At 41.2% G+C, this 13,456-nt stretch carries 11 protein-coding genes; 5 read left to right on the forward strand and 6 right to left on the reverse strand.

Annotated elements, in window-relative coordinates:
• Complete coding sequence (locus tag BUE31_RS25155; protein WP_073406627.1) at positions 1-1,500, forward strand: TlpA family protein disulfide reductase; 1,500 nt, start codon at positions 1-3, stop codon at positions 1,498-1,500.
• Positions 1,500-2,183, forward strand: a complete 684-nt coding sequence (locus BUE31_RS25160) for a LytR/AlgR family response regulator transcription factor (protein ID WP_200801986.1) — start codon at positions 1,500-1,502, stop codon at positions 2,181-2,183. The genes BUE31_RS25155 and BUE31_RS25160 overlap by 1 nt, the downstream gene beginning before the upstream one ends.
• 43 nt (positions 2,184-2,226) lie before the next feature.
• On the opposite strand, the gene uxuA is transcribed toward BUE31_RS25160, so the two are convergent.
• The gene (gene uxuA / locus BUE31_RS25165; protein ID WP_073406628.1) at positions 2,227-3,414 is read right to left on the reverse strand and encodes a mannonate dehydratase; all 1,188 of its coding nucleotides are present in this window, start codon (positions 3,412-3,414) and stop codon (positions 2,227-2,229) included.
• Between the two features lie 206 nt (positions 3,415-3,620).
• Here uxuA and BUE31_RS25170 point away from each other — a divergent pair, with 206 nt between their 5' ends.
• Together BUE31_RS25170 and BUE31_RS25175 are read left to right on the forward strand one after the other, a co-directional pair.
• Positions 3,621-3,920 (forward strand): hypothetical protein, encoded by a 300-nt coding sequence (locus tag BUE31_RS25170; RefSeq protein WP_143167255.1) that lies wholly within the window; start codon positions 3,621-3,623, stop codon positions 3,918-3,920.
• 184 nt (positions 3,921-4,104) lie between these two features.
• Entirely contained in the window at positions 4,105-4,536 is a 432-nt protein-coding gene (locus BUE31_RS25175) for an Hsp20/alpha crystallin family protein (protein ID WP_073406630.1), read from the forward strand.
• Positions 4,537-4,742: 206 nt separating this feature from the next.
• Here BUE31_RS25175 and BUE31_RS25180 read toward each other — a convergent pair whose 3' ends face one another.
• The 3 genes from BUE31_RS25180 to BUE31_RS25190 form a co-directional block, all read right to left on the reverse strand.
• Positions 4,743-6,434, reverse strand: a complete 1,692-nt coding sequence (locus BUE31_RS25180) for a sodium:solute symporter family transporter (protein ID WP_073406631.1) — start codon at positions 6,432-6,434, stop codon at positions 4,743-4,745.
• A 43-nt stretch (positions 6,435-6,477) separates the two neighbouring features.
• Positions 6,478-7,806, reverse strand: coding sequence for a xylose isomerase (gene xylA, locus BUE31_RS25185; protein ID WP_073406632.1), 1,329 nt, complete (start codon positions 7,804-7,806; stop codon positions 6,478-6,480).
• Positions 7,807-7,889: 83 nt separating this feature from the next.
• The gene (locus BUE31_RS25190) at positions 7,890-9,368 is read right to left on the reverse strand and encodes a xylulokinase (protein WP_073406633.1); all 1,479 of its coding nucleotides are present in this window, start codon (positions 9,366-9,368) and stop codon (positions 7,890-7,892) included.
• A gap of 122 nt (positions 9,369-9,490) precedes the next feature.
• Here BUE31_RS25190 and BUE31_RS25195 point away from each other — a divergent pair, with 122 nt between their 5' ends.
• Positions 9,491-10,561, forward strand: a complete 1,071-nt coding sequence (locus BUE31_RS25195; protein WP_073406634.1) for a LacI family DNA-binding transcriptional regulator — start codon at positions 9,491-9,493, stop codon at positions 10,559-10,561.
• A 116-nt stretch (positions 10,562-10,677) separates the two neighbouring features.
• Here BUE31_RS25195 and BUE31_RS25200 read toward each other — a convergent pair whose 3' ends face one another.
• A complete protein-coding gene (locus BUE31_RS25200) occupies positions 10,678-11,175 on the reverse strand; it encodes an FKBP-type peptidyl-prolyl cis-trans isomerase (protein WP_073406635.1) in 498 nt (165 codons plus the stop codon).
• Between the two features lie 265 nt (positions 11,176-11,440).
• A complete protein-coding gene (locus BUE31_RS25205; protein WP_073406636.1) occupies positions 11,441-13,441 on the reverse strand; it encodes a thioredoxin domain-containing protein in 2,001 nt (666 codons plus the stop codon).
• Positions 13,442-13,456: the final 15 nt, after the last annotated feature.

Here is a 13,456-nt window from a genome sequence, read left to right on the forward strand (position 1 = left end):
ATGAAAAATATTACACTTATGCTTGCCGTTATTTTATTAACGACCTTAAACAGCTTTGCCCAGTTTAAAATAAGCGGAAGGGTTCAAAATCATAAACGGCCCGACTCCCTCGTATTAAACATACCCTTTGTATATGGCTATTACAGCGAGAATGATATAAAGATCCCTATTGATGGGACGGGTAATTTTAATTTCACAGTCCCAGTAAAATCGCAAAAGTTTGCCACCCTGCGTTACAAAAACAAAATGAGCACGCTACTATTAAGTGAAGGTAAATCACTTTCGATACTTATGGACTCAACAGGGATGATCACAAGTTTTGACGGTAACGCCGCCGAAGAAAATAAGATACTTTACCGTGCAGATTTGAATGGCATCCCGTTTTTTTTGCAGGGTGATTATAAAAACAATCCTTATGCACAATTATCGGCTCCTGAATTGCAGGAAAAACTGGTAAAGCCATGGTTTAAAATCAGGGATGAAAACATTGAACGGGTATGGGCGTCAAAATTATCAGTACATGATAAAAAGTTAATTGCAGCCGAAATTACTTACCAGGCTTATGGTGAGCTGAGTTATTTTGCACACGGAGTGATATATACGAACAAGAAATTAGTTAACGAATTTAGCTGGGCTATTTACGATAACTTAAAACCCGATCCGGAGATCTTTCCGGCAGGCCCATGGTATTATTACTATGCCGGGGACTATATTAACTACCTGGATAGTAAAATATTTGCAGATTACGGGCCGGATGATGAACGCAGTAAAGCACCTTTTTTAAATACTTATCATATAAGCCTTGACAGCGCAATGACGCTGGTTAAACAATACGGTAACAGCTATATCCATTGGTTTCTAATTAGGCAATACTTTACAAAAAATGTTGCTGAACAATATCTTGCCCAAAGCATCTGGAAGGAATGTCGGGATAAGGATTTTAGCCGCGTGAAGCCACTTATGCATGATTTCATACTCAATTTCCCTAACAGCCCGAACCTGGATCTTTTGCAGGATAAGGTTAATAAGCTTGAAGTGCTTTACAAACAAAATGAAAGCAATAAGGACATCCATGTTTTTGACGGCTACGATAAGGTAAATTCAATATATGAAGTAGTAAATTCTTTTAAGGGAAAAGTAATATATTTAGATGTTTGGGGAACATGGTGCGGGCCTTGTAAAAAAGAGTTAAGCTATAATCCGCAATTAAAGCAACACTTTAAAGATAAGGACATTGTGTTTGTTTACCTGGATATGGATGAAAACAGCAAGGATGCTGAATGGCGAAAATTTATAAAGATAAATGGCTTAACCGGCATTCATTTAAGGAAAAACAACCCGGAGATCCAACAGTTTTGGGAAGAGTTGCTGCCTGGTAAAAAGGAACGGCTATATCCAAGCTACTTTATTTTCGACAAAACCGGCAAGCTGGTACAGGCCGATACCAAACAACCCAGCGACGGCGCAGTACTTTATACAGAATTAGAAAAATACCTTTAATGATAAAAGCTATTGCTATTGATGATGAACCATTTGCGCTCGAGGTGATCCGTTCGCTGGCTGCCAAGGTGCCTTTTATGCAGGTTGCAGCCTATTTTACCGATGCTTTTGAGGCCATTGATTATTTAGCAAAAGAACCGGTTGACCTGATTTTCCTGGATATTAAGATGCCTGATATATCAGGAATTGAGCTGATGGAAAGCCTTCAGCAAAAACCCCTGGTAATTTTCACCACCGCATATTCCGAACACGCGGTAACCAGCTATGAATTAAATGCTATTGACTATTTATTAAAACCTTTTGCGTTTACACGTTTCCTGAAAGCCTGCAACAAAGCGCATGAGCAGTTATTACTCAAACAGAAAAATACACATGTGGCCGACAGCATTTTTATTAAAGCGGGTTATGAGCAAATAAAAATAGTATTTAATGATCTGCTATACCTGGAAGGAGCAGGCAATTATATGAGTTTTATAATGAGCGATGGGCGCAGGATAATGTCGAGGCTTACCATTGCAGAAGTGGTTTCATTATTACCTGCTGATATTTTTGCAAGGGTACACCGCTCCTACATTGTTAATAAAAATAAAGTGGACAGGATTGAAAGGCACCAGCTGCATATAGAAAAAAATGTGATACCAGTTGGCGGGGCGTTTGATGCGGGCGCATTACTTCGCCCCTAAATTGTACAGGCGCCCCGGCAAACCGGAGCGTCTGTACCTGGTTTTATAAACTCCTTTTTATCCCCATTTCCAATCCACGTAACTCTGCCAGGCCTTTTAACCTGCCAATTGCCGAATATCCCGGGAAGGTGTTATAATTAAAATCATCCAGCAGCTTATGCCCATGATCGGGGCGCATAGGGATGGCTACATCTTCTCTCCCGCTTTCTGAACGCCGTTTTTGTTCCAGGATCACGCTTTTCATAACGGCATACATATCCGAGCTTCCACCTAAATGGTTGGCTTCGTAAAAGCTGCCATCGGCTTCACGCTGTACGTTACGCAGGTGCAGAAAATGGATATGTTTACCTAAGCGGTCAACTATCCCCGGCAGGTCGTTATCTTCCCTTGCACCTAACGAGCCCGTACAAAAAGTGAGGCCATTACTATCAGATGGAGCAGCATTTACAACAAACTCCAGGTCAGCTTCTGTTGATATAACACGCGGCAACCCAAATATCGGGAACGGCGGGTCATCCGGATGGATGCACATTTTTATGCCAAGTTGCTCTGCTTCGGGGATAATTGCCTGCAGAAAATAAGCCAGGTTTTGTTTTAACGTCGTTGCATCAACATCCTTATATTTTTCAAGATGGCCTTTAAATTCATCAATTGTTAAAACTTTATCAGTGCCTGGCAAACCGGCCATAACATTTTTAACCAATGCTTTTTTAGCATCGTTATCAATACTATCCAAATAGTTTTTTGCCGCTTTTTGCTGATCGTCATTAAATTCACCAAATGCAGCTTCACGCTCAAGGATATAAAGATCAAACGCAGCCAGGGCAGGGGCATGAAAGCGTAAAGCCGATGCACCGTTGGGCAGGCGGTAATCAATATCGGTGCGGGTCCAGTCCAGCACCGGCATAAAGTTATAGCAAACGGTTTTAATGTTTGCTTTATACAGGTTTTTAAGCGTGGCTATATATTTTTCAATATATTCATCACGCTGTATGGCGCCTGTTTTTATGCTTTCATGGATGTTTACACTCTCCACAACCGACCAGGTGAGGCCGGCAGCCTGGATAATATTTTTGCGCGTTTCTATCTCGTCTAAACTCCATACTTCACCACTTGGGATTTGGTGAAGTGCATTTACCACTCCAGTTGCGCCTGTTTGACTTATGGTTGTTAGCGTAACGGGATCTGTAGGGCCGTACCAACGAAAGGTTTGTTCTAAATTGCTGAACATTGTTTATAATTATTTGCTATAAAAATAAGATTATCTTTTACTACATAATTAAAAAATGAAGAAGATTTTACTATCTGCGGCCTGTCTTTACAAAAAATCGTGCTAATAAAATTCGCTTACAATATCTAATGCCTTATTCCGGTCTTTTTCTTTTCAAGCGTCATTGGAACGACGTTTGTACGCTTTTTTAAAATACAATGTACCACATGGAAACTATTTATTACATTGACCTGCACATCAAAACTCCTGATGGTTTTGAAACTTATGGCACTTTTTACCTGGGTAGTAACAGGGAAAAGGCAAAGGCTATCTTCAGCCAATTAAAGGGAACCGATGAGGTATCGGAAAAATCAATTTTGCATATGGACTTCACTGAAATGACAAATGGCATTCCGTTACCTATTCAGATTTTGCATTGCACCATCGATGATATCGCTGTTAACAGCCGTATTATCACGAAGGATATCTTTAAGAACCTGGCATTGGAGAACAAATTGAGCCGCTGAAAAATTGACACCGGGACTGAAAAATTTTCATTTGTGGTCTGTCAATTTTTCATTTGTCTACCTGCTATTGCATGGCTATTAAAATTTGGCATATGGCTTGTAAAAACTTAACCGGATAAAGATCCAAGGTTTAATAATTGATTGTTCATTTATTTTTTAGAAACATTTTAAAGGAGAAAAGACCATGACATTGGTTAAATTTAACAACAACAAGAACAACGCATTATTGCCAGGCTTTAGTGACGTTTTTGAATCCATTTTTAATGACACTTTCTTTAATGACCGTATGGTGACCCGTGTGCCCGCAGTCAACATCAGCGAATCGCCGGATCATTTCCATATCGAACTGGCTGCACCCGGCTTGAAAAAGCAGGACTTTAAGATCAGTGTAGATAACAACCAATTGAATATTTCGGTGGAACAGCAAGTGGAGAACAACGACCGCAAGTACAATAAACGCGAATACAGCTACAGCTCTTTCGTTCGTTCGTTCACTCTGCCTGAACTGGCAGACCAGAGCAACATCGAAGCCGCTTATACGGATGGCATTCTGAAGATAGATGTGGCTAAAAAAGAGGAAGCGAAGACCGTGAGCCGCCAGATAGCGTTAAAATAATCAACACTATCTTATATTTATTAGTAAGGGAAGCTGTCGCAAAAGGGACAGCTTCTCTTGTTTTCAGGATAATTTCTCTTAACCCAAGGCCTAAAAGAAAAAGCCAAACAGGATTGCATTTAAGCCTCACACGCAAACCCACTAAAACTAAAAACCGCCTCATATTAGCTATGAGACGGTTTTTTCTATTTTTGAACAGTTCCCAGTTACCAGAACATCGTGTATAAAAACGTAAGAATAACAGCGATTACTATAGCTCCAATTGCAAAGCCTCTGTCTGTTTTAAACATCTTCACATCTACTTCTAAACCGTTTGGACGTAAGCCTTTAGCATTTTCAATCATTGATATGATATACATACCTACGATACATATTATAAAAACAAAGCCCATCCTATCTAAAAAAGGAATTTCAAATACGCCATCGCCATTCAGTTTTGAAAAGCCAAATGGCTGCAAGAAGGAAAGATTAGTCCAGTAGGGCAAAAACTTAAACACTATAGCGAACCCTAAGCCACCAATGGTTGCAAACAATGCAGCGTTTGAAGTTGCCTTTTTCCAGAAGAAACCTAAAATGAACATGGCAAATATACCTGGCGAAACAAAGCCTGTGTACTCCTGTATATACTGGAAGCCCTGTTTTCCTTCACCCATCAGCATATCTCCAATCACAAAAGATAGCAGCACACCTAATACCATTGCAACCACTACAGCTACTTTACCTGTGTTAACCAGGTTCTTCTCCGAGGCTTGTTTATTTATCGCCTTTTTGTATATATCCAATGTAAATATAGTAGCTATACTATTTGCTTTACCTGCTAACGATGCCACAATAGCCGCTGTTAGCGCTGCAAATGAAAGCCCTTTCAGGTAGTTCGGCAGCAAATTAAGAATGGATGGATAAGCTTTGTTAACATCTAAGACGCCTTTTGAACTTAACATTTCCTGGTGAAACATCCCCTTCTGATAAAGCACATAAGCCGCTATCCCCGGCAATACCACGATCACCGGCATAAGCAACTTCAGGAAGGCTGCGAAAAGAATACCTGCCCGGGCTGTTTTAAGATCGGCGCCAAGCGCTCGTTGTGTTATGTATTGATTACAACCCCAATAATTTAAATTGGTGATCCACATACCGCCAATAAGTACCGAAAGGCCCGGCAAATCGAGATAATTTCCATTGTCCTTCTTAAATATCATTTGGAAGTGATCACTGGCATCTGCACGCAGTAACTTAAAACCATTCCACAAACCAGTTGTACCTGATTTTTCGCTTATCAAATGAAGCGCGATATAAGTAGCTGCCAGTCCTCCCAATACAAGGAAAAACACTTGTATAACATCGGTATAGCCAATAACCTTCATGCCTCCCAGTGTGATAACTATTGAAAAAATGGCTAATAACCCGATCACCAATTTAAGGTCTAACCCGGAAATACCTGCTATTGCTACCCCGCCTAAATAAAGGATCGACATAAGGTTCACAACGATGTATAACATTAGCCAGAATATAGCCATGATCATGGCTACAGTGCCGTTATACCGCTGATGAAGAAACTGCGGCATGGTGGCTATTTTGTTTTTAAGGTAAACAGGGATAAAAAAAACAGCTACAATAACCAATGTAGCGGCAGCCATCCACTCATAAGTACTAATAGCCAACCCCATCTTAAAGCCTGAACCGCTCATCCCCACCATCTGCTCGGCCGAGATATTTGAGGCGATCAATGATGCGCCTATCGCCCACCATGTTAACGAACCTTCGGCTAAAAAATAGCCTTTTGAAGTACCATCACTTTTGTTTTTACGCTTGTAGACCCACCAGCCATAAAGGGATACTATTACAAAGTAGACAAGAAATACAGCGTAATCGCCGTAAGAAAGGGTTTTTAGGTTCATTATTTAATTCAATTAGGTTATATGTTGGTTTGACAATTATAAACTATAAATATCTATTTATCAAATTTTCCAGATATTCTTGTCTGCCGCTGCTGGTTTTAGGTTCGCCATTGTCAATTGCATAGGCACGCAAGTCCTCAAGGGAAAGCTTACCATCTTCAAATTCTTTACCTTTCCCGGTATCAAAAGAGGCGTACCTGTCTTTCCTGATCTCCAGGTATTCTGATTTTTGGAGAATATTATCAGCAGTGATCAAAGCCCTTGCAAAAACATCCATGCCACCAATATGCGCATAGAAAAGATCGGCAGGATCGGTTGAGTTACGGCGGATCTTGGCGTCAAAATTTATACCCCCGCCCTGGAAACCGCCTGCTTCCAGTATGATCATCATTATTTCGGTAACCTCGTTAATATCGTTCGGGAACTGGTCGGTATCCCAGCCGTTCTGGCTGTCGCCGCGGTTGGCATCTATCGAACCTAATAAACCAGAATCAGCAGCTACCTGCAATTCATGCTGGAAGGTATGGCCGGCCAATGTGGCGTGGTTAACTTCTAAATTCAGCTTAAAATCATTCAGCAGATCATATTTCTGCAAAAAGCCCAGTACCGTTGCAGCATCATAATCATACTGGTGCTTGGTTGGCTCACACGGTTTTGGCTCGATAAAGAAAGTGCCTTTAAAGCCTTGTTTACGGGCGTAATCTTTAGCGGTATGCAAAAACTTTGCAAAATGCTCCTGCTCGCGCTTCATATCAGTGTTCAGCAAGGTCATGTAGCCCTCTCTCCCACCCCAGAAAACATAATTCTCACCACCAAGGGCTATAGTAGCATCTAATGCAGCTTTTACCTGTGCTGCAGCATGGCTAAGCACATGAAAATCAGGATTGGTGGCAGCGCCATTCATATACCTGCGATTGCTAAACAGGTTTGAAGTTCCCCAAAGCAATTTCACACCGCTTGCTGCTTGTTTTTGTTTGGCATAATCAACCAGTGCCTGTAAACGGCGATCGTTTTCATTCACATCGTTGGTATAATCAACCACGTCAACATCATGAAAGCAATAATAGGTCATCCCCATTTTGGTGATAAATTCAAATGCCGCGTCCATTTTATCTTTTGCCCGTTCAACTGCGTCGGTTTTTTCATTCCATGCGAATACATGCGTAGGCTCGCCAAAAGGATCGGCGCCGTTTCCGACGAATGAGTGCCAGTATGCGCATGCAAAACGTAAATGATCTTTCATCGTTTTACCGGCAACTACCCTGTTTTCATCGTACCAACGGAAAGCCAATGGATTATCTGATTGCAGCCCTTCGTATTTTACCTGGCCTATTCCTTTAAAAAATTCTTTTTCGCCTGTTATAATGCTCATAATTTCACTGATTTTTGTTTGATTTCACTGATTAGATCAGACTTACGAAGTTTTAAAAACTTCGTAAGTCTTCGATGGGTTATTTAGTTTGTTAGTTGTTTCTCCAATAATGCTTTCCATTCCTGGTAAGCGGGTTCAAGTTGTTTTGTTGATGGTTGTACCAATTGTACCGGGTGCATGTGTTCAAATGCCTGTTGGGGCGATGAAAAGATCTGCGCGCCTATGCCTGCGCCCAATGCCGCGCCTACGCTGCCGTCATTCTTATAAAGCTCAACCGGTACGCCGGTTATGTTTACAAAGCTTTCGGTAAATAATTCGCTTAAAAACAGGTTATTTTTACCGGCTCGGATAATAGTTGGATTCATCCCGTTTTCGCGCATTATATCCAATCCGTAACGGAATGAAAAAGCGATACCCTCCTGTACGGCCCTGATCACATGAGCCTGGTTATGAATGTTCAGATCGATATTATGAAAATGAGCGCCAACTATTTTATTGTTCAGCATCCGCTCTGCACCATTACCAAAAGGCAATACACACAAGCCTTCGCTGCCTAAAGGCGCTTCAGTGGCTTTAGCATTCAATTGCAGGTAGCTTTCTGTTGCGCCAAAAGTTTGCTTAAGCCAGCGGTACATGCTACCCACTCCGTTTATACATAGAAGTACACCCAGGCGCTTTTGTTGCTCTGTATAGTTTACATGCGCAAACGTGTTTACCCGCGATTGTTTATCATACCCCAATTGATCAGTTACTCCATATATTACGCCGGAAGTTCCTGCAGTTGCGGCAACTTCACCGGGGTTCAATACATTTAGCGAAAGCGCATTGTTGGGCTGATCGCCTGATTTATAGGTAACCGGGATGCCCGGTTTTAAATTTAGTTTTTGCGCCACTGACGACTGCAGGTTTCCGTGGGATGAAAACACTTCTTTAACCGCTGGAAATAAAGCCTCACTAAAGCCAAAATAATTGACAATATCTTTTGACAGGCTATTGGTTTTGAAATCAAAAAATACCCCTTCGGATAAGGCAGATACAGAGGTAGTGACCTCGCCTGTAAGCTTCATGGCAATAAAATCGCCGGGAAGCATGGCTTTATCTATCTTATTATAAATTTCCGGTTCATTCTTTTTTACCCATGCCAGTTTGGATGCTGTAAAGTTTCCGGGTGAGTTTAACAGGTGCGAAAGGCATTGCTCATGCCCTATAGCATCAAAGGCTTTATCGCCAATTTCAACAGCGCGGCTATCGCACCAGATGATGCTGTTACGCAGAACAGTCTGATCTTTATCAACCAAAACCAAACCATGCATCTGGTAGGCAATGCCTATCGCTGCAATATCTGCAGGGTTATAGGCAGCAGTTTTATTACAAAGCCCGATAGCATGCTGCGTATGCTCCCACCACATATCAGGCGATTGCTCGGCCCAGCCGGGTTGCAATGCTATAATGGGTGATTCCTCATCGGGGTATTGGGCCGATGCCATTACTTTTTGCGATGCGGCATCAACAACAGAAACTTTTACAGAAGACGTACCTATATCAATCCCTAACAATAGCATGATGTATAATGATTAACCCTAAGATTGGATTGTTTATAATTTGTTTAACGCAACGAATTTAAATTTTTTTTTCAATATGCAATCGATTGCAGAAAAATATTTTATCATCTTTACAAATATTTATGAACCGAAAGAAACGTGTTACCATTTATGACATTGCCCAAAAGCTCAATGTTACTGCATCCACAGTTTCAAGAGCCCTTAGCAATAATGGGTATGTAAACGAAACTACGCGGCAGTTAGTATTAAAAATAGCCGCCGAACTTAATTATAAGCGCAATACGCTGGCATCAAATTTAAGGAAGGGTGAAACCAAAACTATTGGTGTGATAGTACCCCGCATTAATCAAAATTTTTTCGCGAATGTTATAGCGGGGATTGAGGATTCCACTTATCAAAAGGATTATAATTTGATCATTTGCCAGTCGGATGAATTGCATGAAAAGGAGATAAAGTGTGTTAATACCTTAATTAACCAGCATGTTGATTGTATTGTGATCTCGGTTTCGGCAGATAGCTATAACTATGATCACTTACAAAATGTGATAGACCAGGGCATCCAACTGATCCAGTTTGACCGTGTAGCCGAAGAATTAGAGACATTAAAGGTTATAAATGATAATGAGCAGGCTTCATTTGAGGCTGTTTGCCATTTAATTGAGCAGGGGTATAAAAAAATAGCATTGCTGGAAGGGCCGCAAAACCTGAACATCTTCCGCCAGCGAAAGAGCGGGTATCTTAAGGCGCTAAGAAAATTCAAGATTAAGGTTAATAATGCCTATGTGGTGGAAAATGCATGGACGAAGGAATTAGGCGCAGCAGCAACAAAAAAACTGCTAAGCCTCCCCGATGCACCGGATGCCATATTTGCTTCAACATCTGATTTTTCGGCCCTGGGGGTATTGGAAGTAGCTAATGACCTGCATATAAAAGTGCCCTCACAGTTAGGCATCTGCGGTTACTCAAACGAAGCTTTTACAGAAATAACGAGTCCGTCAATAACTACTATCGATCAGTTCAGCGTTGATATGGGCAAAGCAATTGCCAATTTATATTTTGATGAGATGGAAAAGGCAGAAGCATCAGTAACGCCTAAAATAATCAGTATTAAACCGAAGCTTATAGTTAGGGGGTCGACGATCAGGAGAGGTTTAGAAGAGAATCAGGAAATCAAGAGCCAGGAATCAAGATAAAAAGAGAAAAGAATCAGGAAAGCAAGAGTCAAGAATCAAGACAAAAAAGAGAATGGGTATTTCTTCATTCCTATTTCTTGACTCTTGATTCCTGACCTCTTGATTCTCTTTCTTATTTAGTGTGCGTGATGACCATCGGCGCCATGCGCGTGGCCATGTGATAATTCTTCGGGGGTTGCCGGGCGTACATTAAGGATGTTTCCTTTAAAGTGAAGTTCCTGCCCTGCCATCGGGTGGTTAAGGTCAACAATAACCGAGTCTTCAGCTATTGAAACAACCATTCCCTGGAAACGGTTACCATTGTTATCCTGTAAAGGAATAACAGTACCAATTTCAGGCACACCGCTTTCTTTAAACATATCCAAAGGTAAATTTGCTACGGCTTCTTCATCGTATTCACCATAAGCATCTTCGGCTGTTAAACGAAAATCATAAGTATCGCCTGTTGAAAGGGCGCTTAAGTTTTCTTCAAATCTTGGCAACATTTGTCCTGCGCCATATAAAAAAGTAAGCGGTTGCTCTTCTGTTGCGCTTTCCTGCAATACTTCAGTTCCATCCTGGTCAACATACAGATCGTAAGTTAATGACACTACGTGTTGTGGGTTAATCTTCATTGTAAATGTGTTTTGGACCGGGATTCAGCAGATTTAACGGATTAAATCAGGATACTTCCGGTTTGACCGGGGTTAACAGATTTAACGGATTAAATTAAGATACTTCCGGTTTATTATGATGTTATTTTATTGATTACTTATTTGACAGGGATTCGGCAGATTTAACGGATTATATCTGATTCTTCCCAGTTTGTTAACTGTGTTTATGTCGTTTATTATTTATTAAAATCTGCCTTACTAATCCTTAAAATCCATTAATCCCGGTTTAGTTAATCCCGGTCAACGCACTCTTTACATCTGTTGCAGGTAGTCCGCAGGTTTTGTCTTTACAAATAAATATTTGTGTAACAGCCCCAAACCTGTTCTGCAGCAAAGGTAAACTTCCTTTTTTACCACCCAACATAATTTTGTTTGGGATGTAATTATTTTCTATTTCCCGGCGTTTGCTCTCAAAATCTTCACCGGTTATTGCAATTTCATAAATGCCGAACACCTCTTCCATTAACAACATAATCCAGTTGGAGTACGAAGAACCATACCTTGCAAGGTGTGGTACAATGTTTCGCAACAATTGCGCCGAAATCTCCTGGTATTGCTCCTTGTCAAATAACAGGCCAAGTTTTTTAAGGTTGCGGGCCATCACAGAGTTTGATGCCGGGATAACCCCATCCATTATTTCAGATTTACGGGCTATCAATTGTTCGTCATCAGCGGCCGTAAAAAAGAAAATGCCTTTTTCTGCATCATAATAATGTTTTATGGCCTGTCCTATTAGCTTTTTGGATAATGTTAGCCATTGTTCATCAAAGGTAACCTCGTATAAAGCAATCAGTCCGTCAATTATATTGGCGTAATCATCAAGAAAAGCAACCTGGTTTTTATCTTCAGCTTTATAGATGCGTGACAACCTGTCAGCATCGTTTATCAGGTTATTTAAAATGAAGCCGGCATTTTTCAGGGCGAGGTCAAGGTATTCAGCTTTATTAAATGCCCGGTAAGCATTGCACAGCCCTTTCAGCATTAAGCCGTTCCATGAGGCCAGGATCTTATTGTCCAATCCCGGCCTTATGCGGTAGCTGCGGGCATTAAATACTTTTTGTTTTGATGATTTTATTTTGTCAAGAAGCTCGTCAACAGATAACCCTAATTTTTTAGCCAGCTCATCATCGCTTTCCTTCCGGAACAATACGTTTGAGCTTTCCTCTTCCCAATTGCCATCTTCGGTTATGTTATAATAAATGCAGAATATTTCGGCATCCTGTTCTAAGATCTCCTCAATTTCGGTTTTTGTAAAAATATAGAATTTGCCTTCCTTGCCATCGCTGTCAGCATCCAGAGCAGAATAAAAGCCATAATCGGGCGACATTAATTCCCTTTGTGAAAACTCAATGATCTCGTTTGTTATCTGCTGATAAAGCGGATCAGGATTCCATACAAATGCCTCTGCATACAAGCTAATTAACTGTGCATTATCATAAAGCATCTTCTCAAAATGCGGCACATGCCACCTGCCATCAACAGAATATCGCGCAAAACCACCGCCAACATGATCATAGATACCACCGAAGGCCATTTTGTGGAGAGTTAGCTTTACAGCCTTAACCACTTCTTCATCCTTCATTAAATGGGCATACCGCATTAAACACTGCCAGTTATTTGGCATCGGAAACTTTGGCGATGAGCCCATGCCACCTTCTGTTTTATCGAAATAGCCCTTCCAGCTTTTGATGATCGGCTCCAGGTCTGCTTTGGTATATTCTTTTTGCTCCTTTACAAAGGGCACTGATTCATATTGCTGGATGCCTTCTGTCAAGCGGGTTGCATAGTCTTCCGCTTCTTCCGGTTTTTGTTTATAAAAATCGGCAAGGTTAAACAGCAAGCTTGTCCATTCGTTTTTACGGAAATAGGTTCCGCCATAAATAGGCCGCTGATCGGGCAGGCAGATGCAATTTAAAGGCCAGCCACCCCTGCCGCTCATTAGTTGGATGGCGCTCATGTAAACCTGGTCAACATCCGGGCGTTCTTCGCGGTCAACCTTTATACAAACAAAATATTGATTCATTACTTCGGCCACGCCTTCATCCTCAAAGCTTTCGTGCTCCATTACATGGCACCAGTGGCAGGCGGAGTAACCAATGCTTACCAGGATCAGCTTGTTTTCGGCTTTGGCTTTTTGTAAAGCTTCTGGTCCCCAGGGGTACCAGTTAACCGGGTTATTGGCATGCTGCAGCAGGTATGGCGAAGTAGAATTTGCAAGATGATTCATAGCTGTTTTATTAGC

This window comes from Mucilaginibacter sp. OK098, from assembly GCF_900142915.1.
Classification (GTDB): domain Bacteria; phylum Bacteroidota; class Bacteroidia; order Sphingobacteriales; family Sphingobacteriaceae; genus Mucilaginibacter.